This is a genomic window from Kitasatospora sp. NPDC004614 (genome assembly GCF_042873675.1).
Lineage (GTDB): Bacteria > Actinomycetota > Actinomycetes > Streptomycetales > Streptomycetaceae > Kitasatospora.
Window position 1 is genome coordinate 113,782 of the sequence record NZ_JBIALR010000006.1, and the last position, 20,527, is coordinate 134,308.

Below are 20,527 nucleotides of genomic sequence, written 5' to 3' on the forward strand. Positions count from 1 at the left end.
GCGGCCCGGGCTTTACCCGATCACGCATCTCTTTACCTTCTTTACCTTCCCTTGGTTCCCCTGTTACTCTCGACGGGAGCGGAGGGGAGTATTCCCCGTTCAGTGACCCCGTCATCACGGATGCCCGTCGCGGCATCCCGGGGCACTGGCCGTGCGGCGCCGACCAATGGGTGTGCCGCGCGGCGGAAGAGACCTCCAGCAGTGACGATGTTCGCCTAACTGCCGGAGGAGCAGTCATGGACGTTTCCGCAGGCCTGTGGGCCGGCACCATCGTGGTGCTGGCCCTTTTGATCACCGCCGATTTCTTCATCGGCGGCCGCAAGCCGCACGAGGTCTCCCTCAAGGAGGCCGGGATCTGGACCGCGGTCTGGGTCGTGCTGGCCGTGCTGTTCGGCGGGTTCCTCTGGTGGTACGGCGGCGGAGAGCCGGCCGGGGAGTTCTTCGCCGGCTACATCACCGAGAAGTCGCTCAGCGTCGACAACCTGTTCGTGTTCATTCTGATCATGGGCAAGTTCGCGGTGCCGAAGATCTACCAGCAGCGCGTGCTGATGTTCGGTGTGATCATCGCCCTGGTGCTCCGGACGGTGTTCATCGCCGGCGGCGCGGCGCTGGTCTCCAGCTTCTCCTGGGTGTTCTTCATCTTCGGCGGGTTCCTGATCTGGACCGCCTGGAAGCTGCTGAAGGAGGCCCGGGCCGAGGAGGAGGGCGAGGAGGACTTCGAGGAGAACCGCCTGCTCAAGGCGGTCCAGAAGCGCATCCCGTCCACCGACAAGTACCACGGCACCAAGCTGTTCGTCCGGGAGAACGGCCGCCGGCTGATGACGCCGATGCTGATCGTGATGATCGCGATCGGCACCACCGACGTGCTGTTCGCGCTGGACTCGATCCCCGCCATCTTCGGCCTCACCCAGGACCCGTACATCGTCTTCACCGCCAACGCCTTCGCGCTGATGGGTCTGCGGCAGCTGTACTTCCTGATCGGCGGGCTGCTGAAGAAGCTGGTCCACCTGTCCTACGGCCTGTCGGTGATCCTCGGCTTCATCGGCGTGAAGCTGGTGCTGCACGCGCTGCACGAGGCCGGCGTGCACGTCCCGGAGATCAGCATCCCGGTGTCGCTGGGCTTCATCCTGCTGACCCTGGCGGTCACCACCGTCACCAGCCTGATCGCCTCGCGGAAGCAGGACGATTCCAACAAGCCGGAGAAGATCGACGCCTGACCGCACACACATGAGGGCCCCCGCCTCGGCGGGGGCCCTCATACTCTCCGCTCACCAGCCGCGTTCGCGCCACTCCGGCAGGTGCGGGCGCTCGGCGCCCAGCGTGGTGTCGTTGCCGTGGCCCGGGTAGACCCAGGTCTCATCCGGGAGGACGTCGAAGATCTTCTCGTTGACGTCCCGGAACAGCGAGTCGAAGGCGGCCGGGTCGCCCCAGGTGTTGCCCACCCCGCCCGGGAACAGGCAGTCGCCGGTGAACAGGTGCGGGTGGCCCTGCGGGTCGTCGTAGACCAGCACGATCGCGCCGGGGGTGTGGCCCACCAGGTGGCGGACCGTCAGCTCGACCTGCCCGACCCGGAGCACCGAGCCGTCCTCCAGCAGGACGTCGGTGGGCACCTCGATGCCCTCCGCGTCGACCCGCCCGGCCGCGGTGCGTGCCCCGGTGGCGGCGACCACCTCGGCCAGCGCGCCCCAGTGGTCGTGGTGCCGGTGGGTGGTGACCACCATGGCCAGCCGGCTGCCGACGGTCTCCAGCAGCACCGGCGCGTCGGCGGCCGCGTCGATCAGCAGCTGCTCGTCGGTGGCCCGGCAGCGCAGCAGGTAGGCGTTGTTGTCGTACGGTCCGACCGCCACCTTGGTGATCATCAGGTGGGCCAGCTCCCGGACGTCGGGCGCGCCGCCGACCTTGACCGTTCCGTGGTACGTCATCACGTCGCTCCTTGCTGCTGCTGGGGTTCCCCGTCAATCGGCACCATCATCCCATCGGGGGGAGCTCGGGCAGCGAGCTGCGCGCGTCGACCAGGTGGCCGGCGCGGTGGACCTGCAGGCCGTCGCCGTCGGAGCGGCCCGACAGCCAGCCGGTGAGCGCCCGCACCGGGCCCTCGACGGTCAGCTCCGGCTCGCCCGCGCCGCCGAGCCGGGCCTCCGTCGCGGCGTCCTCGGCGATCAGCCGGACCACCGGGAGGCCGTCCAGGGCGCCGAAGTGGGTGCCCAGGCGCCGGAACTCGGCGATCGCGAACTGCTCGGGCCAGTGCGCCGGGGTGTAGCCCGCGTTCAGGTCGACGTGGTGGTACTCCAGTTCGGCCAGCCGCTTCCCGGGCAGCTGCCAGGCCGGGAAGGTGTAGCCGGCCCGGTGGCGGACCGTGGCCTGCCAGTGCTCGGGCGCGAGCTGCCGGGCGGCGTCCACGAAGCGCTGCTGGCTGTCGCGGACGTCGGCCAGCTGCACCTCCAGCGGCCGGCCCGCGCCGGCCTCGATGCCGGCGTCCCGGGCGGCCGAGCTGGCGTACTGGGGGATGTCCTGGCCGGTGCGGGCGCCGTTCAGCAGGTTGACCAGCGAGTCGGCGTTGCGGGCGATGTGGGCCAGTACGTGGCCGCGGGTCCAGCCGGGCAGCGAGGACGGTTCGAACACCTCCTCGGGCTTCAGCTCGGACAGCGTGTGCAGCAGTTCGGCGGTGCTCTCGACAGTGGCTCGCAGCTGCTCGGCTGCGGTGGTCGCGTCGCTCATCGGGCGGTGCCTTTCGACGGTCGGGTGGAGCGGTTCCGGGCGGTACTCGACCGCCCCGGGCCGTTGCCGGGGGCGGTTGTCAGTCGTTGACGCTACCGTCGGGCGCGGGTGCCGTTCACTCGTACGGGTGGACACCGCTGGACGGTTCGAGATTCGAACAGATGAGCTAGTACGCTGGCGGGCGCATCCTGGAAGAAGCAGACCTCACACATTTCGACCCGGAGAAAGGCGCCAGTAGCTGTGGCAGACCGCCTCGTCGTCCGCGGTGCACGCGAGCACAACCTCAAGAACGTCTCGCTCGACCTGCCCCGGGATTCCCTCATCGTCTTCACGGGCCTCTCCGGGTCCGGCAAGTCCTCGCTCGCCTTCGACACGATCTTCGCCGAGGGCCAGCGGCGATACGTCGAGTCGCTGTCCTCGTACGCCCGGCAGTTCCTCGGGCAGATGGACAAGCCGGACGTCGACTTCATCGAGGGTCTCTCCCCGGCCGTCTCGATCGACCAGAAGTCCACCAGCCGGAACCCGCGCTCCACCGTCGGCACCATCACCGAGGTGTACGACTACCTGCGCCTGCTGTTCGCCCGGATCGGCAAGCCGCACTGCCCGCATTGCGGCCGCCCGATCGCCCGGCAGTCGCCGCAGGCCATCGTCGACAAGGTGCTGTCGCTGGCCGAGGGCACCCGGTTCCAGGTGCTCAGCCCGGTGGTCCGGGAGCGCAAGGGCGAGTTCGTCGACCTCTTCGCCGACCTGCAGTCCAAGGGCTACGCCCGGGCCCGGGTGGACGGCCAGACCGTCCAGCTGACCGAGCCGCCGACGCTCAAGAAGCAGGAGAAGCACACCATCGAGGTGGTCGTCGACCGCCTCACCGTGAAGTCCAGCGCCAAGCGCCGCCTCACCGACTCGGTGGAGACGGCCCTCAAGCTGGCCGGCGGCATGGTGGTGCTCGACTTCGTCGACCTCCCGGAGGACGACCCCGAGCGCGAGAAGATGTTCTCGGAGCACCTCTACTGCCCCTACGACGACGTCTCCTTCGAGGAGTTGGAGCCGCGGTCGTTCTCCTTCAACTCCCCGTTCGGCGCCTGCCCGGACTGCTCGGGCCTGGGCAACCGGATGGAGGTCGACCCGGAGCTGCTGGTTCCCGACCCGGAGAAGTCGCTCGACGAGGGCGCCATCCACCCGTGGTCGCAGGGCGCCACCAAGGAGTACTTCCAGCGGCTGGTCAACGCGCTGGCCGGCGAGCTCGGCTTCCGCACCGACATCCCGTGGGCCGGGCTGCCCGCCCGCGCCCGCAAGGCCCTGATGTACGGGCACAAGACCCAGGTCGAGGTGCGCTACCGCAACCGGTACGGCCGCGAGCGCTCCTACACCACCGCGTTCGAGGGCGCCGTCCCGTTCGTGACGCGGCGGCACTCCGAGTCGGAGAGCGACTCCAGCCGCGAGCGCTTCGAGGGCTACATGCGCGAGGTGCCCTGCCCGACCTGCAAGGGCACCCGGCTCAAGCCGGTGGTCCTCGCGGTCACCGTGATGGACAGGTCCATCGCCGAGGTCTCCGCCATGTCGATCAGCGACTGCGCGGACTTCCTCGGCGCCCTCCGCCTCGACGCCCGCGACAAGAAGATCGCCGAGCGGGTCCTCAAGGAGGTCCTGGAGCGGCTGCGCTTCCTGGTCGACGTCGGCCTCGACTACCTGTCGCTGAACCGCGCCGCCGGCACCCTCTCCGGCGGCGAGGCCCAGCGCATCCGGCTGGCCACCCAGATCGGCTCCGGCCTGGTCGGCGTGCTGTACGTGCTGGACGAGCCGTCCATCGGCCTGCACCAGCGCGACAACCACCGCCTGATCGAGACCCTGGTCCGGCTGCGGGACATCGGCAACACCCTGATCGTCGTCGAGCACGACGAGGACACCATCAAGACCGCCGACTGGATCGTCGACATCGGCCCCGGCGCCGGCGAGCACGGCGGCAAGGTGGTGCACTCCGGCTCGCTCAAGGACCTGCTGAAGAACCCCGAGTCGCTCACCGGCCAGTACCTGGCGGGCAAGCGCAGCATCCCGATCCCGGCCGCGCGCCGCCCGCGCGACAAGAAGCGCCAGCTCGTGGTGCACGGCGCCCGCGAGCACAACCTGAAGGACGTCACGGTCGCCTTCCCGCTGGGCACCTTCACGGCGGTCACGGGCGTCTCCGGCTCCGGCAAGTCGACGCTGGTCAACGACATCCTCTACTCGCACCTGGCCCGCGAGCTGAACGGCGCCCGCAGCGTCCCCGGCCGGCACACCCGGATCACCGGCACCGACCTGGTCGACAAGGTGGTGCACGTCGACCAGTCGCCGATCGGCCGCACCCCGCGCTCCAACCCGGCCACCTACACCGGCGTCTTCGACCACGTCCGGCGGCTGTTCGCGGAGACCCAGGAGGCCAAGGTCCGCGGCTACCTGCCCGGCCGGTTCTCGTTCAACGTCAAGGGCGGCCGCTGCGAGAACTGCTCCGGCGACGGCACCATCAAGATCGAGATGAACTTCCTGCCGGACGTCTACGTCCCCTGCGAGGTCTGCCACGGCGCCCGCTACAACCGGGAGACGCTGGAGGTCCACTACAAGGGCAAGTCCATCGCCGAGGTGCTGGACATGCCGATCGAGGAGGGCCTCGACTTCTTCGAGGCCGTCCCCGCGATCGCCCGCCACCTGCGCACCCTCAAGGAGGTCGGCCTCGGCTACGTCCGCCTCGGCCAGCCCGCCACCACCCTCTCCGGCGGCGAGGCCCAGCGCGTCAAGCTCTCCGCCGAACTCCAGAAGCGCTCCACCGGCCGGACGGTCTACGTCCTCGACGAGCCCACCACCGGCCTGCACTTCGAGGACATCAGCAAGCTGATCAAGGTCCTGGAGGGCCTGGTCGACAAGGGCAACACCGTCATCGTCATCGAGCACAACCTCGACGTCATCAAGACCGCCGACTGGCTGGTCGACATGGGCCCCGAGGGCGGCGCCGGCGGCGGCGGCGTGGTCATCGAAGGCACCCCGGAAGAGGTCGCCGCCTCGACGATCAGCCACACCGGCAAGTTCCTCCGGGACATCCTGCCGGGGGTTTCGGACGCGACCCCGGTGAAGCGCAAGAAGAAGTAATCTCCGGCGCTGCCGCAGGCCGGCGAGGTTTTTTCACTCCTCAACCCCCGCGCCCCGCCAGGGGCGCGGGGAACTGCGCGAAGCGGGGGGCGAACGTCAACGCGGGCCGCCCGCGGAGAGCACCAGGCTCCCCGGGCGGCCCGCGTTGTGCGTGCTACGTTGCTGGCGCCCTTCCCCGCACCGAGGAGTTCCCGATGTCCGAGCCCGTCGCTTCCCGCCGAACCGTCCTCTGCTGCGCAGCCGTTGCGCTGGCCGGTGCCACGGCCGCGGGCTGCTCCTCGTCCAAGGACAACAAGACCGAAGCCTCCTCCGGCCCCGTCGACCTCGGCGCGGCCTCCGACGTCCCCGTCGGTGGCGGCAAGGTGTACCGCGAGCAGGCCGTCGTCGTGACGCAGCCAGCCGCGGGCGAGTACAAGGCGTTCAGCGCGAAGTGCACGCACGCCGGGTGCCTGGTCAACGGCGTGGCCAAGGAGCAGATCCAGTGCCTGTGCCACGGCAGCCGTTTCGCGATCACCGACGGCGCGGTGCTGGACGGCCCGGCGCCGAAGCCGCTGCCGGAGTACAAGGTCGCGGTGCAGAACGGTCAACTCCAGGTCACCAAGTAACTTCCCGCTCCGAGGTGTCGGCGTCAGTCGGTACGGTAGGGGCATGGCTGACCCGTCCACCTACCGTCCGGCTCCGGGGGCGATCCCGCTTTCGCCCGGGGTGTACAAGTTCCGTGACGCGCACGGCCGGGTCATCTACGTCGGCAAGGCGAAGAACCTGCGCCAGCGGCTGTCCTCGTACTTCCAGGACGTCGCGAACCTGCACCCGCGCACCGCGACGATGGTCACCACCGCGGCGTCGGTGGAGTGGACGGTGGTGTCCACCGAGGTCGAGGCGCTGCAGCTGGAGTACTCCTGGATCAAGGAGTTCGACCCGCGGTTCAACGTCAAGTACCGGGACGACAAGAGCTACCCGGAGCTGGCGGTCACCCTGAACGAGGAGTTCCCGCGGGTCCAGGTGATGCGCGGGGCGCACAAGAAGGGCGTGCGCTACTTCGGCCCGTACGGGCACGCGTGGGCGATCCGCGAGACGGTCGACCTGATGCTGCGGGTGTTCCCGGTCCGGACGTGCTCCAACGGCGTGTTCAAACGCGCCCAACAGGTCGGCCGCCCCTGCCTGTTGGGCTACATCGGCAAGTGCGCGGCGCCCTGCGTGGGCCGGGTGAGCGCGGATGAGCACCGCGAACTCGCCGAGGAGTTCTGCGACTTCATGGCCGGCCGGACGGGCAACTACCTGCGCCGCCTGGAGGCGCAGATGCAGGAGGCCGCCGCCGACATGGAGTACGAGAAGGCGGCCCGGCTGCGCGACGACCTGGGGGCGCTGCGCCGCGCGATGGAGAAGAACGCGGTGGTGCTCGGCGACGGCACCGACGCGGACCTGCTGGCGGTCGCCGAGGACGAACTCGAAGCCGCCGTACAGATCTTCCACGTCCGCGGCGGCCGGGTGCGCGGCCAGCGCGGCTGGGTGACCGACAAGGTCGAGGACGTGGACACGGCCGGCCTGGTCGAGCACGCGCTGCAGCAGCTGTACGGCGCGGGCACCGAGCAGGTGCCGCGCGAGGTGCTCGTCCCGGCGGTGCCGGACGAGGCCGTGCACGAGTGGCTGTCCGGCCTGCGCGGCGCCCAGGTCGACCTGCGGGTGCCGCAGCGCGGCGACAAGAAGGACCTGATGGAGACGGTGCAGCGCAACGCCCAGCAGGCGCTGGCGCTGCACAAGACCAAGCGCGCCTCCGATCTGACCACCCGCAGCCGGGCGCTGCAGGAGATCGCCGAGGCGCTGGAGCTGGACTCGGCGCCGCTGCGGATCGAGTGCTTCGACATCTCGCACCTGCAGGGCGAGGACGTGGTGGCGTCCATGGTGGTGTTCGAGGACGGCCTGGTGCGCAAGAGCGAGTACCGCCGGTTCCAGATCAAGAGCTTCGAGGGCCAGGACGACGTCCGCTCGATGCACGAGGTGATCACCCGCCGGTTCCGCCGCTACCTCCAGGAGCGCGAGCAGACCGGCGAGTGGGCCGTCCCGGAGGAACCCGCCGATAGTGACGAGTCGCTCACCGACGAGAGCGGCCGCCCCAAGCGCTTCGCCTACCCGCCGCAGCTGCTGGTGGTCGACGGCGGACAGCCCCAGGTCGCCGCCGCCAAGCGGGCGCTGGACGAGCTCGGCATAGACGATGTCGCGGTGTGCGGCTTGGCGAAGCGGCTGGAGGAGGTGTGGCTGCCCGGCCAGGACGACCCGGTGGTGCTGCCGCGCTCCAGCGAGGGCCTGTACCTACTGCAGCGGGTGCGCGACGAGGCGCACCGGTTCGCCATCACCTATCAGCGCTCGAAGCGGGCCAAACGGCTCACGGCGGGGGAACTGGACTCCGTCCCCGGGCTCGGAGAGACTCGCCGCCGGGCCCTGCTGAAGCACTTCGGTTCACTGAAGAAGCTTCGCGCGGCCACCATCGACGAGCTGTGCGAAGTCCCCGGGATCGGGCGCCGGACCGCCGAGACTGTTGCCACAGCCTTGGCCTCCCGTACACCTGCCGCATTCGCGGTCAACACCGCGACCGGCGAGATCATCGAAGACAGCACCGCCACAGCAGTACCGAGAAGCGGGGAAGAGACGTGACTGTGTCCAACGGGGGAGAGAGCACCCCCGAGCTGGTGATCATCTCCGGCATGTCCGGGGCGGGCCGTTCCACGGCCGCCAAGTGCCTGGAGGACCTCGGCTGGTTCGTGGTCGACAATCTGCCGCCGGCGCTGATTCCCACCATGGTCGACCTGGGGGCCCGCTCGCAGGGCGCGGTACCGCGGATCGGCGTGGTGGTCGACGTGCGCGGCCGCACCTTCTTCGACGACCTGCTGACCTCGCTGGAGGAGCTGGAGAAGCGCGGCGTCCGCCTGCGGGTGGTGTTCCTGGACTCCTCCGACGACGCCCTGGTGCGCCGCTTCGAGTCGGTGCGCCGCCCGCACCCGTTGCAGGCCGACGGCCGGATCGTCGACGGCATCGCCCGCGAACGCGAGCTGCTGCGCGAACTGCGCGGCGAGGCCGACCTGGTGGTCGACACCTCGAACCTCAACGTGCACCAGCTGCGCGCCAAGATGGACGCCCAGTTCGCCGGCCAGGACGAGCCGGAGCTGCGCGCCACCGTGATGTCGTTCGGCTTCAAGTACGGTCTGCCGGTCGACGCCGACCTGGTGGTGGACTGCCGCTTCCTGCCGAACCCGCACTGGGTCCCGGAGCTGCGGGCCCGTACCGGAACCGATCCGGACGTGGCAGAGTACGTGTTCCAGCAGCCCGGCGCGCAGCCGTTCCTGGACGGCTACACCGAGCTGCTGCGGATCATCACCGAGGGTTACCGCCGCGAGGGGAAGCGCTACATGACGCTTGCCGTAGGCTGCACCGGAGGCAAGCACCGCAGCGTCGCGATGTCCGAGCAGCTGACGAAGCGTCTGATCGCGGACGGGGTCGAGACGGTGCTGGTCCACCGGGACATGGGCCGGGAGTAGCGGCCGGGAACCCCCCGTAACCGCCGCCCCGGCCGAGCACGAGACAGGAACATGGGGTCGGCGTGACGGGATACGTGCCAGCACGGCAGCAGATCCGGACCAGACCTGCCGAGCGGGCCGCCCCGGGGCCCCGCCCCGGGGCCCCGCGCATCGCCGCGCTGGGCGGCGGCCAGGGCCTGTCCGCGTCGCTGTCCGCGCTGCGCCGGCTGACCACCGAGCTGACCGCCGTGGTCACCGTCGCCGACGACGGCGGCTCCAGCGGGCGGCTGCGCGCCGAGCTCGGCGTGCTGCCGCCCGGCGACCTGCGCAAGGCGCTGGCCGCGCTGTGCGGGGACGACGACTGGGGCCGCACCTGGTCCGAGGTGATCCAGCAGCGCTTCACCGGCAACGGCGAGCTCGGCGGCCACGCGGTCGGCAACCTGCTGATCGTGGCGCTCTGGGAGAAGCTCGGCGACCCGGTGGAGGCGCTGAACTGGGTGGGCCGGCTGCTGAACGTGCAGGGCCGGGTACTGCCGATGTCCGCCGTGCCGCTGGACATCGAGGCGCAGGTGCGCGGCCACGACCCGCTGAAGCCGGGCGAGGTCTCGGCGGTGCGCGGCCAGGCCGCGGTGGCGGTGACGCCGGGCACGGTGCTGTCGATCCGGCTGCTCCCGGACGGGCCCCCCGCCGTCCCCGAGGCCGTGCAGGCCGTACGGGAGGCGGACTGGGTGGTGCTCGGCCCCGGCTCCTGGTTCACCAGCGTGCTGCCGCACCTGCTGGTGCCGGACCTGGCGAAGGCCCTCGTCGAGACCCGGGCCCGCCGCCTGCTGACCCTCAACCTGGCGCCGCAGCCCGGCGAGACCGAGGGCTTCACCCCGCAGCGCCACCTGGAGGTGATCGCCGACCACGCTCCGGACCTCGCGGTGGATGCGATCCTGGTGGATGAGCGGGCCGTCAGCGGAGGAGCTTTCGGGCTCGCCGACCTGACGGGCCTGGAGCAGGCCGCGAAACGGATGGGCGCCGCACTGGTGCTCGACCAGGTGGCCCGCGCCGACGGCACCCCGCGACACGACCCGGAGCTCTTGGCCGCGGCGTACGACCGGATTTTCCGGACTCATGGAAGGATCGGCCCATGGCGATGACGGCAGCGGTGAAAGACGAGATCTCCCGGCTTCCCGTCACCCGTGCCTGCTGCCGCAAGGCGGAGGTCTCGGCGATCCTGCGTTTTGCGGGCGGACTGCACATTGTGAGCGGCCGCATCGTGATCGAGGCGGAGCTGGACACCGGCATTGCGGCACGGCGGCTGCGCAAGGACCTCCTGGAGATCTTCGGACACTCCTCGGATCTGGTGGTGATGGCCCCCGGCGGGCTGCGTCGCGGCAGCCGGTACGTGGTGCGGGTGGTGAAGGACGGCGAGCTGCTGGCCCGGCAGACCGGGCTGGTGGACGGACGCGGACGACCGATCCGGGGCCTGCCCCCGGCGGTGGTCTCCGGCGCGACCTGCGACGCGGAGGCCGCCTGGCGCGGCGCGTTCCTGGCGCACGGCTCGCTCACCGAGCCCGGCCGCTCCTCCTCCCTGGAGATCACCTGCCCCGGCTCGGAGGCGGCGCTCGCCCTGGTCGGCGCGGCCCGCCGGCTCGGCATCCCGGCCAAGGCCCGCGAGGTGCGCGGCGTCGACCGGGTGGTGATCCGCGACGGCGACGCGATCGGCGCGCTGCTCACCCGCCTCGGCGCGCACGAGTCCGTGCTGGCCTGGGAGGAGCGCCGGATGCGCCGCGAGGTGCGCGCCACCGCCAACCGGCTGGCCAACTTCGACGACGCCAACCTCCGCCGCTCGGCCCGCGCCGCGGTCGCGGCCGGCGCCCGGGTGGCCCGCGCCCTGGAGATCCTCGGCGAGGAGGTGCCCGAGCACCTGGCGGCGGCCGGCGCGCTGCGCATGCAGCACAAGCAGGCCTCGCTGGAGGAGCTCGGCGCGCTCGCCGACCCGCCGCTGACCAAGGACGCGGTCGCAGGCCGGATCCGTCGCCTGCTGGCGATGGCCGACAAGCGCGCCGCCGAACTCGGCCTGCCCAACACCGAGGCCAACCTGACGGAGGAAATGGCCCTGAACTGACGGGTCATCAGCCTCCCGGAACGCAACCCCGGAGGGGCGTGCGGAGCATGACGCGGCATCTGCCGCGGACAGGCCCGCACGCCCCTTTTCGGCCATCTGGGCCCTCGCGGCCTACCGGTGAGGCGATGTGCCTTGCCACACTTGGGGGAGGTAGGGTCAGCACTGGTCGGGGAAAACCCAAAATTTCACCCCCGTCGGGCTCCGGCCCGGCGTACCTAAGAGGAGATCGGTTCGTGACGATCCGGGTAGGCATCAACGGGTTCGGCCGCATCGGCCGCAACTTCTTCCGTGCGGTCAAGGCCCAGGGCGCGGACATCGAGATCGTCGGTGTCAACGACCTGACGGACACCAAGACGCTCGCTCACCTGCTCAAGTACGACACCACCCTCGGTACCTTCCCCGGTGAGGTCTCGCACACCGAGGACAGCATCACCGTCGACGGCCACACCTTCAAGGTCACCGCCGAGCGTGACCCGGCCAACCTCCCCTGGGCCGCGCTGGGCGCCGACATCGTCGTCGAGTCCACCGGAATCTTCACCAAGGCCGAGGGTGCGAAGAAGCACCTGGCGGCCGGTGCGAAGAAGGTCATCATCTCGGCGCCCGCCTCCGGCGAGGACATCACCATCGTGCTGGGCGTCAACGACGGCAAGTACGACGCCGCCGCGCACCACATCATCTCGAACGCCTCCTGCACCACCAACTGCGTGGCGCCGATGGCGAAGGTGCTGGACGAGAACTTCGGCATCGTCAAGGGTCTGATGACCACCGTGCACGCCTTCACCAACGACCAGGTCACCCTGGACTTCCCACACCGGGACCTGCGCCGCGCCCGCGCCGCCTCGCAGAACATCATTCCGACCTCGACCGGCGCCGCCAAGGCCACCGCCCTGGTGCTGCCGCAGCTGAAGGGCAAGCTGGACGGCACCTCGCTGCGCGTCCCGGTCCCGACCGGCTCCATCACCGACCTGGTGGTCACCCTGGAGCGCGAGGTCACCAAGGACGAGGTCAACGCCGCGTTCCAGAAGGCCGCCCAGGAGGGCTCGCTGAAGGGCATCCTGGCGTACACCGAAGACCCGATCGTGTCCTCGGACATCGTGAACGACCCGCACTCCTGCATCTTCGACTCCCAGCTGACGATGGTTCAGGGGAACCAGGTCAAGGTGCTCGGCTGGTACGACAACGAGTTCGGCTACTCGAACCGCCTCGTCGACCTGGTCGCCATCATCGGCGAGCAGCTCTGACTCCCAGCGGTAGCTGACGTGACGTAAGGGGCAGGGCCCGGACGGCTGTCATCGCCGACCGGGCCCTGCCGCTGCGCCCACCTCGTCCGTCCTACCCATTCCGGTGACGCACTGCGCCGTGTCGCCGTCTGCCGATCCATCCATCGAGGAGCAAGACCGTGAAGACGATCGAAGACCTGGAGGTCTCCGGCAAGCGGGTGTTCGTCCGCGCCGACCTCAACGTGCCGCTGTCCGGTGACACCATCACCGACGACGGCCGGATCCGCGCCGTCGCGCCGACCATCGCCAAGCTCGTCGAGCGCGGCGCCCGGGTGGTCGTCGCCTCGCACCTGGGCCGCCCGAAGGGCGAGCCGGACCCGAAGTTCTCTCTCGCGCCGGTGGCGGTCCGCCTCGGCGAGATCCTCGGCCGCCCGGTGAGCTTCGCCACCGACACGGTCGGGGACAGCGCGAAGGCCACCGTCGCCGCACTCGGCGACGGCGAGGTCACGCTGCTGGAGAACCTGCGCTTCAACGCCGGCGAGACCTCCAAGGACGACGCCGAGCGCGGAGCGTTCGCCGACCAGCTGGCCGCCCTGGCAGACCTGTACGTCGGCGACGGCTTCGGTGCGGTGCACCGCAAGCACGCCTCCGTCTACGACCTGCCGGCCCGCCTGCCGCACGCCGTCGGCGACCTGATCGCCACCGAGGTGGGCGTGCTCAAGCGCCTCACCGAGGACGTGGCCCGCCCGTACGTGGTGGTGCTCGGCGGCTCCAAGGTCTCCGACAAGGTCGGCGTGATCGAGAACCTGCTCGGCAAGGCCGACCGGATCCTGATCGGCGGCGGCATGATGTACACCTTCATCGCCGCCCAGGGCCACGGCGTCGGCAACTCGCTGCTCCAGGAGGACCAGATCCCGGTCGTCCAGGACTACCTGAAGCGCGGCGCCGAGCAGGGCGTGGAGTTCGTGATCCCGCTGGACACCGCGGTGTCCGGCTCGTTCCCGGACGTCAAGACCGGTGCCCCGGTGGACGACTTCGCGGTGGTCGACGTGGACGCCATCCCGGACGGCGCGCTGGGCCTGGACATCGGCCCGAAGACCGCGCAGCTGTTCGCGGAGAAGATCGCCGACGCGAAGACCGTGTTCTGGAACGGCCCGATGGGCGTGTTCGAGCATCCGGCGTTCGCGGACGGCACCCGGGCCGTGGCCCAGGCGCTGATCGACTCCGAGGCGTTCACGGTGGTCGGCGGCGGAGACTCGGCGGCAGCGGTGCGCACCCTCGGGTTCGACGAGGCGAAGTTCGGACACATCTCGACCGGCGGTGGCGCGAGCCTCGAGTACCTGGAGGGCAAGACCCTCCCCGGTCTCGCCGCCCTGGAGGACTGAGAAAGACATGACTGAGCGTCTCCCGCTGATGGCGGGCAACTGGAAGATGAACCTCGACCACCTCGAGGCCATCCAGCACACCCAGAAGCTGGCGTTCTCGCTGGCCGACAAGGACTACAAGGCCGTCGAGGTCGCCGTCCTGGTGCCGTTCACCGACCTGCGCTCCGTGCAGACCCTGGTCGACGGCGACAAGCTGAAGCTCAAGTACGGCTCGCAGGACATCTCGCAGCACGACGGCGGCGCCTACACCGGTGAGGTGTCCGGCCCGATGCTGGCGAAGCTGAAGTGCACCTACGCGGTGATCGGCCACTCCGAGCGCCGCCAGTACCACGGCGAGAACGAAGAGATCGTCAACGCCAAGGTGAAGGCCGCCTACCGCAGCGGGGTCACTCCGATCCTGTGCATCGGCGAGCCGCTGGAGATCCGCAAGGCCGGCACCCACGTCGCGTACACCCTCGCGCAGCTGGACGGCGCGCTGGACGGCGTTCCGGCCGGTGACGCGGAGAGCATCGTGGTCGCGTACGAGCCGGTCTGGGCGATCGGAACCGGCGAGGTTGCCACGCCCGAGGACGCGCAGGAGGTGTGCGGCGCGATCCGGGCCCGGCTCGGCGAGCTGTACGGCACCGAGCTGGCCGACAAGGTCCGCGTCCTGTACGGCGGTTCGGTGAAGTCCTCGTCGGCGGCCGGCCTGATGGCCAAGCCCGACATCGACGGCGGACTGATCGGCGGCGCCTCGCTGGACGCCGAGGAGTTCGTCAAGATCGTGCGGTACCGTGACCAGGCAGTAGGCTAACGCCGCCGCAGCAACGTAGGCTTTGGGGCCGGACCGCGTGGAGCGGGCCCGGCCCCTTCGCCGAAGATTCGAGAGAGTTGGTCCCGTCGTGGTTCTCGGGTTCGAGATTGCTCTGATCATTCTCAGTGTGCTGATGATCATGCTGGTCCTGCTGCACAAGGGCAAGGGCGGCGGCCTGTCCGACATGTTCGGCGGCGGCGCGATGTCCACCGGCGGCGGCTCCGCGGTGGCCGAGCGCAACCTCGACCGCATCACCATCGTGATCGGCCTGGCCTGGTTCGCCTGCATCATCGTGCTCGGCCTGCTGCTGAAGAGCAGCTGACACCGACAACTGACGTGAAGTCGGCGGCGATGGTGGCACAGCCTTAACCGCCGCTTACACTAGGACGACTTCGCCACCGTCCGCCCAGCCGCGGCCGGACGGCACCAGCACGCAGGGGAGTCAGACCGTGGCAAGTGGCAACGCGATCCGAGGCAGCAGAGTCGGTGCCGGCCCGATGGGAGAAGCGGAGCGCGGCGAGTCCGCCCCCCGCAACCGGATCTCCTTCTGGTGCGCCAATAAGCATGAGACGCGCCCCAGTTTCGCCGCGGAGGCGGCCATCCCGGACACCTGGGACTGCCCCCGCTGCGGGTTCCCGGCCGGCCAGGACGAGCACAACCCGCCCGCCCCGGCCCGCAACGAGCCCTACAAGACCCACCTCGCGTACGTGCGGGAGCGTCGGACGGACGCGGACGGCGAGGCGATTCTCGCTGAGGCGCTGGCCAAGCTGCGTGGCGAGATCTGAGCCGTACGGCAACGCGAAAGCCGCCCACCTGGGGAGTTCTTTGGGTGGGCGGCTTTTTGCGTGGGCGCACTCCCCCTTGCGGGGCACGAGTGAAGGGGCGTCAGTGGAAACGGATGCCGCCCACCTGGGGAGTTCTCCGGGTGGGCGGCTTTCTGTTGGTCCCGTTCCCCTGCGCGCAGTTCCCCGCGCCCCTGACGGGGCGCGGAGGTTGGGCGCTGGTTCTACGTGCCCCTGACGGGGCGCGGGGGTGAGGGGGCGTCAGTGGAGCTTGCCGGCGGCGGTGGTGTCGAGGAACCAGAGGGTTCGGGTGGTTCCGGTGACGGCGCCGGCGGGGGCGGTTTCGGGGGTGGGGGTGGTGCGGGCCAGGGCTACGGCGTCGGCCTTGTCGGGGCCGGCGGCGAGGAGCCAGACCTGGTGGGCGGTGCGGAGCGCGGGGAGGGTGAGGGAGATGCGGGTGGGGGGCGGCTTGGGGGAGTCGTGGACGGCGATCACGGTGCCCTCGGTCTGCTTGACCCCGGGGTGGCCGGGGAAGAGCGAGGCGACGTGCGCGTCCGGGCCGACGCCGAGCAGCAGGACGTCGAAGACCGGCAGGTCCGCGCCGTTGGGGGCGGCCGCGCGGAGTTCGGCGGCGTACCGGGCGGCGGCGTCCTCGGGGGAGGAGCCGTCGTCGGCGGGCATCTCGTGCACCCGGGCGCCGAGCGGCCGGACGGCGTCCAGGAACGCGGCGGCCTGTACGGCGTTGCGTTCCGGGTCGCCGGCCGGCAGGTAGCGCTCGTCGCCCCACCACAGGTCGACCTGTGCCCAGTTCACCGCGTCGCGCGCCGGGTGGGCGGCGAGTGCGGCGAGCAGGGCGTTGCCGTTGCGGCCGCCGGTGAGCACCACGTGGGCGGAGCCGTGGGCGGCCTGCGCGTCGACCACGGTGGTGATCAGCCGGGCGGCGACCGCCTCGGCCAGCACCGTCGGGTCGCGGTGGACCAGGACCGTCTCGGTGCTCACTGGGCGCTCCGCTTGCGGGTGGTGGCCTTCTTGGCGGCGACGGGCTCCTCGGGCTCGTCGGCCGTCTGCTCCGCGGCGTGCCCCTCGACAGTGCCGCCGGGGCCCGCGTGCTCGACTCCGGCGATCCGCTCGCGCAGCCGGTCCACGGGGGTGCGGACGGCGGTGGCGTAGATGTCGTCGGGGTCGAGGCGGCGCAGTTCCTCGGCGATCAGTTCGGCGGTGTCGCGGCGCTTGAGCGCGACCATGCGGTCGGGCGCGCCGGGCATCGACAGGGTGCCGAGCAGGCCGTCGGGGCGGTCCAGGACGATGTTGCCGTCCTTGGTGCGCAGCGTGACGGAGGTGATGCCGGGGCCGCCGGTGACGACCCGTTCGACCGGCACCCGCAGGCGGTTGTGCAGCCACAGGCCAAGCAGTTCGACGCTGGGGTTGTACGACTCGCCCTCGACCACCGCGGCGGTGATGGTGACGTCGCGCTGGTCGAGCGCGGCGGCCAGCATCGAGCGCCAGCCGGTGATCCGGGTCCACGCCAGGTCGGTGTCGCCGGGGGTGTAGCCGGCGGCCCGCTGGGCGAGCTGGCCGACCGGCGACTCGGCGGTCACCGCGTCGGTGATCCGGCGCTGGGCGAGCGCGCCCAGCGGGTCCTGGGCGGGGTTGAGCGGCGCGTTGTCCGGCCACCAGACCACCACGGGGGCGTCGGGCAGCAGCAGCGGCAGCACCACGGACTGGGCGTGCGAGGCGAGTTCGCCGTGCATGCGCAGGATGACGGTCTCGCCGCTGCCGGCGTCGCTGCCGACCAGGATCTCCGCGTCCAGCCGGGTCTCGGCCCGGGCGCGGGGCGAGCGGCCGGCCCGCTTGATGACGGCCAGGGTCCGCGAGGGGTGCTCGCGGGAGGCGTCGTTGGCGGCCTTCAGGGCGTCGTAGGCGCTGCCCTCGTCGGTCACGATGACCAGGGTCAGCACCATGCCGGCGGCGGTCGAACCGCTGGCCCGGCGGGCGTCCATCAGGGCAGCGTTGATCCTGCTCGACGTGGTGTTCGTCAGGTCGATCTTCATGGCCGGCGCCAGCTCCTGCCGTCTCGTGCGAGCATCTCGTCCGCCTCGACCGGGCCCCAGGTGCCGGCCGGGTACTCCGCGGGCTTGCCGTTGGCGTCCCAGTACTGCTCGATCGGGTCGAGGATCTGCCAGGACAGCTCGACCTCCTGGTGCCGGGGGAAGAGGTTGGCGTCGCCCAGCAGGACGTCCAGGATGAGGCGCTCGTACGCCTCGGGGCTGGATTCGGTGAACGATTCGCCGTACGCGAAGTCCATGGTGACGTCGCGGACCTCCAGCGCGGTGCCGGGGACCTTCGAGCCGAAGCGCACGGTGACACCCTCGTCCGGCTGGACGCGGATCACCAGGGCGTTCTGGCCGAGCTCCTCGGTGGCGTAGGAGTCGAACGGCAGGTACGGGGCACGCTGGAAGACCACCGCGATCTCGGTGACCCGGCGGCCCAGCCGCTTACCGGTGCGCAGGTAGAACGGCACGCCCGCCCAGCGCCGGTTGTTGATCTCCAGCTTGATGGCCGCGTAGGTGTCGGTCTTGGACTCGGGGTTGATGCCGTCCTCGTCCAGGTAGCCGCGCACCTCCTCGCCGCCCTGCCAGCCGGAGGTGTACTGGCCGCGCACGGTGTGCTTGCCCAGGTCGGCGGGGAGCTTGACGGCGCTGAGCACCTTCAGCTTCTCGGCGACCAGCGCCTTCGGGTGGAAGGACGCCGGCTCCTCGATGGCGGTCAGCGCCATCAGCTGGAGCAGGTGGTTCTGGATGACGTCACGGGCCGACCCGATGCCGTCGTAGTAGCCGGCGCGGCCGCCGATGCCGATGTCCTCGGCCATGGTGATCTGCACGTGGTCGACGTACGACCGGTTCCAGATCGGCTCGAACATCTGGTTGGCGAAACGCAGCGCCAGGATGTTCTGGACGGTCTCCTTGCCCAGGTAGTGGTCGATCCGGAAGACCTCGTCACGCGGGAAGACCTCGTGGACGATCCGGTTCAGCTCCTGGGCGCTCTCCAGGTTGTGGCCGAACGGCTTCTCGATGACCGCGCGCCGCCAGGAACCCGGCGCCGGGTCGGTCAGGCCGTGCTTCTTCAGCTGCTGGACCACGGTGGGGAAGAACTTCGGCGGCACCGACAGGTAGAACGCGAAGTTGCCGCTGGTGCCCTGCGCCTGGTCGAGTTCCTCGATGGTGCGGCGCAGGGTGGCGAAGGCGTCGTCGTCGCCGAAGTCGCCCTGGACGAAGCGCATGCCCTTGGCGAGCTGCTGCCAGACCTCCTCGCGGAAGGGGGTGCGCGCGTGCTCCTTGACGGCGTCGTGCACCACCTGCGCGAAGTCCTCGTCGGCCCACTCGCGCCGGGCGAAGCCGATCAGCGAGAAGCCCGGCGGCAGCAGGCCGCGGTTGGCGAGGTCGTAGACGGCCGGCATCAGCTTCTTGCGCGACAGGTCACCGGTGACGCCGAAGATCACCAGGCCGGACGGGCCGGCGATCCTCGGGAGCCGGCGGTCGGCAGGGTCCCGCAGCGGGTTGACGGGCTGGTCGGGGGTGTCTCCCCCGACCGGCTCCGTGCCCTCCACGTCCGGGTACGGCTGGGTGTTGCTCACTGTGGTGTGCTCCGCTTTCCGTTCGGTTTCGTGAGCGGGAGTCAGTTGTCGCCGTGCGACTGGAGCGCGGCGGTGACGGTGTCGAGCAGCTCGTTCCAGGAGACCTCGAACTTCTGCACGCCCTCCTCCTCCAGCACCCGCACGACGTCGTCGTAGTCCACGCCGGCCGCGGCGATCGCGTCCAGCACGGCCTTGGCGTCCGCGTAGTTCGGGGTGATGGTGTCGCCGGTGATGACGCCGTGGTCGTCGGTGGCGTCCAGGGTGGCCTCGGGCATGGTGTTGACGGTGCCCGGGGCGACCAGCTCGGTCACGTACAGGGTGTCCGGCAGGCTCGGGTCCTTCACGCCGGTGGACGCCCACAGCGGGCGCTGCGGCTTGGCGCCGGCCGCCTCCAGGGCCGCCCAGCGGGCCGAGGCGGGCTTGCTGCCGTCGACCGAGCCGTACACCTCCTCGTACGCCTGGTAGGCGAGGCGGGCGTTGGCCAGCGCGGCCTTGGAACGCAGGTCCTTGGCCTCGCCGCCGAGCGCGTCCAGGCGCTTGTCGATCTCGGTGTCCACCCGGGAGACGAAGAACGAGGCGACCGACTCGACCTGCGAGAGGTCCAGGCCGGCGGCCTTGGCCTGCTCCAGGCCGGTCAGGTGGGCGTCGATGACGGCCTTGTAGCGCTCCAGCGAGAAGATCAGCGTGACGTTGACGCTGATGCCCTTGGCGAGCACCGCGCTGATCGCGGGCAGGCCGGCCAGCGTGGCGGGGATCTTGATCAGCACGTTCGGGCGGTCGACCAGCCACCACAGCTGCTTGGCCTCGGCGATGGTCGCGGCGGTCTCGTGGGCCAGGCGCGGGTCGACCTCGATGGAGACCCGGCCGTCACGGCCGTTGGAGGCGTCGTACACCGGGCGCAGCACGTCGGCGGCGTCGCGGACGTCCGAGGTGGTGATCATGCGGACGGCCTCGTCGGTGGTGACCTTGCGCACCGCGAGGTCCTCCAGCTGGCGGTTGTAGGCGCCGTTGCCGGCGATCGCCTTCTGGAAGATGGTCGGGTTGGTGGTGACGCCGACGACGTGCTTCTCCTGCACCAGCTCGGCCAGGTTGCCCGAGTTCAGGCGCTCCCGGCTGAGGTCGTCCAGCCAGATCGCCACGCCTTCTTCGCTGAGGCGGTTCAATGCGTCGGTCATGGTGCTTCAGTCCCTCTTCTTCTGTTCTTCGTACGTCTGTGGAGTCCGGGGGCCCGGCCCGGGGGAGTGCGGATCCCC

At 70.6% G+C, this 20,527-nt stretch carries 18 protein-coding genes; 12 read left to right on the forward strand and 6 right to left on the reverse strand.

The window, feature by feature from the left end; translation table 11 throughout:
• Nucleotides 1-236 precede the first annotated feature (236 nt).
• The gene (locus ACFYST_RS15930; protein ID WP_387862746.1) at nt 237-1,217 is read left to right on the forward strand and encodes a TerC family protein; all 981 of its coding nucleotides are present in this window, start codon (nt 237-239) and stop codon (nt 1,215-1,217) included.
• 51 nt (nt 1,218-1,268) lie between these two features.
• Here the strand turns inward: ACFYST_RS15930 and ACFYST_RS15935 are convergent, their stop codons facing one another.
• Nucleotides 1,269-1,922 (reverse strand): MBL fold metallo-hydrolase, encoded by a 654-nt coding sequence (locus tag ACFYST_RS15935; protein WP_387646455.1) that lies wholly within the window; start codon nt 1,920-1,922, stop codon nt 1,269-1,271.
• A 46-nt stretch (nt 1,923-1,968) separates the two neighbouring features.
• On the reverse strand, nt 1,969-2,718 hold the full coding sequence (locus ACFYST_RS15940) for a maleylpyruvate isomerase family mycothiol-dependent enzyme (RefSeq protein WP_387646452.1): 750 nt from the start codon (nt 2,716-2,718) through the stop codon (nt 1,969-1,971).
• A 240-nt stretch (nt 2,719-2,958) separates the two neighbouring features.
• Between ACFYST_RS15940 and uvrA the strand changes: the two genes are divergently transcribed.
• From uvrA to ACFYST_RS15995, 11 genes are all read left to right on the forward strand, one after another.
• Nucleotides 2,959-5,835: an excinuclease ABC subunit UvrA gene (uvrA, locus tag ACFYST_RS15945; RefSeq protein ID WP_387646448.1), complete on the forward strand. Its 2,877-nt coding sequence runs from the start codon at nt 2,959-2,961 to the stop codon at nt 5,833-5,835.
• 194 nt (nt 5,836-6,029) lie between these two features.
• Complete coding sequence (locus ACFYST_RS15950; protein ID WP_387862749.1) at nt 6,030-6,440, forward strand: Rieske (2Fe-2S) protein; 411 nt, start codon at nt 6,030-6,032, stop codon at nt 6,438-6,440.
• Between the two features lie 43 nt (nt 6,441-6,483).
• Nucleotides 6,484-8,487, forward strand: a complete 2,004-nt coding sequence (gene uvrC, locus ACFYST_RS15955; RefSeq protein WP_387862751.1) for an excinuclease ABC subunit UvrC — start codon at nt 6,484-6,486, stop codon at nt 8,485-8,487.
• A complete protein-coding gene (rapZ, locus tag ACFYST_RS15960) occupies nt 8,484-9,368 on the forward strand; it encodes an RNase adapter RapZ (RefSeq protein ID WP_369880792.1) in 885 nt (294 codons plus the stop codon). The genes uvrC and rapZ overlap by 4 nt, the downstream gene beginning before the upstream one ends.
• A gap of 62 nt (nt 9,369-9,430) precedes the next feature.
• Nucleotides 9,431-10,489, forward strand: coding sequence for a uridine diphosphate-N-acetylglucosamine-binding protein YvcK (gene yvcK, locus ACFYST_RS15965; RefSeq protein ID WP_387646440.1), 1,059 nt, complete (start codon nt 9,431-9,433; stop codon nt 10,487-10,489).
• The gene (gene whiA / locus ACFYST_RS15970; RefSeq protein ID WP_043910002.1) at nt 10,480-11,460 is read left to right on the forward strand and encodes a DNA-binding protein WhiA; all 981 of its coding nucleotides are present in this window, start codon (nt 10,480-10,482) and stop codon (nt 11,458-11,460) included. The genes yvcK and whiA overlap by 10 nt, the downstream gene beginning before the upstream one ends.
• 233 nt (nt 11,461-11,693) lie before the next feature.
• The gene (gene gap / locus ACFYST_RS15975; protein WP_387646436.1) at nt 11,694-12,701 is read left to right on the forward strand and encodes a type I glyceraldehyde-3-phosphate dehydrogenase; all 1,008 of its coding nucleotides are present in this window, start codon (nt 11,694-11,696) and stop codon (nt 12,699-12,701) included.
• 158 nt (nt 12,702-12,859) lie between these two features.
• Nucleotides 12,860-14,065 (forward strand): phosphoglycerate kinase, encoded by a 1,206-nt coding sequence (locus ACFYST_RS15980; RefSeq protein WP_387646433.1) that lies wholly within the window; start codon nt 12,860-12,862, stop codon nt 14,063-14,065.
• A 7-nt stretch (nt 14,066-14,072) separates the two neighbouring features.
• On the forward strand, nt 14,073-14,858 hold the full coding sequence (gene tpiA, locus ACFYST_RS15985; RefSeq protein WP_387862754.1) for a triose-phosphate isomerase: 786 nt from the start codon (nt 14,073-14,075) through the stop codon (nt 14,856-14,858).
• Nucleotides 14,859-14,946: 88 nt separating this feature from the next.
• Nucleotides 14,947-15,180, forward strand: a complete 234-nt coding sequence (gene secG, locus ACFYST_RS15990; protein ID WP_387646428.1) for a preprotein translocase subunit SecG — start codon at nt 14,947-14,949, stop codon at nt 15,178-15,180.
• Between the two features lie 127 nt (nt 15,181-15,307).
• Complete coding sequence (locus ACFYST_RS15995; protein WP_073814874.1) at nt 15,308-15,643, forward strand: RNA polymerase-binding protein RbpA; 336 nt, start codon at nt 15,308-15,310, stop codon at nt 15,641-15,643.
• 258 nt (nt 15,644-15,901) lie between these two features.
• On the opposite strand, the gene pgl is transcribed toward ACFYST_RS15995, so the two are convergent.
• The 4 genes from pgl to tal all read right to left on the reverse strand — a co-directional run bounded on the left by pgl (nt 15,902) and on the right by tal (nt 20,449).
• The gene (gene pgl / locus ACFYST_RS16000) at nt 15,902-16,639 is read right to left on the reverse strand and encodes a 6-phosphogluconolactonase (RefSeq protein ID WP_387862757.1); all 738 of its coding nucleotides are present in this window, start codon (nt 16,637-16,639) and stop codon (nt 15,902-15,904) included.
• On the reverse strand, nt 16,636-17,691 hold the full coding sequence (opcA, locus tag ACFYST_RS16005) for a glucose-6-phosphate dehydrogenase assembly protein OpcA (protein WP_387646422.1): 1,056 nt from the start codon (nt 17,689-17,691) through the stop codon (nt 16,636-16,638). The genes pgl and opcA overlap by 4 nt, the downstream gene beginning before the upstream one ends.
• Nucleotides 17,688-19,247 (reverse strand): glucose-6-phosphate dehydrogenase, encoded by a 1,560-nt coding sequence (gene zwf, locus ACFYST_RS16010; RefSeq protein WP_387646672.1) that lies wholly within the window; start codon nt 19,245-19,247, stop codon nt 17,688-17,690. The genes opcA and zwf overlap by 4 nt, the downstream gene beginning before the upstream one ends.
• A gap of 68 nt (nt 19,248-19,315) precedes the next feature.
• A complete protein-coding gene (gene tal, locus ACFYST_RS16015; RefSeq protein ID WP_387646419.1) occupies nt 19,316-20,449 on the reverse strand; it encodes a transaldolase in 1,134 nt (377 codons plus the stop codon).
• Nucleotides 20,450-20,527 lie beyond the last annotated feature (78 nt).

Coding starts and splice junctions, on each gene's coding strand:
- ACFYST_RS15930 (WP_387862746.1), top strand. CDS start 237: ATGGACGTTTCCGCAGGCCTGTGGGCCGGCACCATCGTGGTGCTGGCC.
- ACFYST_RS15935 (WP_387646455.1), bottom strand. CDS start 1,922: ATGACGTACCACGGAACGGTCAAGGTCGGCGGCGCGCCCGACGTCCGG.
- ACFYST_RS15940 (WP_387646452.1), bottom strand. CDS start 2,718: ATGAGCGACGCGACCACCGCAGCCGAGCAGCTGCGAGCCACTGTCGAG.
- ACFYST_RS15950 (WP_387862749.1), top strand. CDS start 6,030: ATGTCCGAGCCCGTCGCTTCCCGCCGAACCGTCCTCTGCTGCGCAGCC.
- uvrC (WP_387862751.1), top strand. CDS start 6,484: ATGGCTGACCCGTCCACCTACCGTCCGGCTCCGGGGGCGATCCCGCTT.
- whiA (WP_043910002.1), top strand. CDS start 10,480: ATGGCGATGACGGCAGCGGTGAAAGACGAGATCTCCCGGCTTCCCGTC.
- tpiA (WP_387862754.1), top strand. CDS start 14,073: ATGACTGAGCGTCTCCCGCTGATGGCGGGCAACTGGAAGATGAACCTC.
- opcA (WP_387646422.1), bottom strand. CDS start 17,691: ATGAAGATCGACCTGACGAACACCACGTCGAGCAGGATCAACGCTGCC.
- tal (WP_387646419.1), bottom strand. CDS start 20,449: ATGACCGACGCATTGAACCGCCTCAGCGAAGAAGGCGTGGCGATCTGG.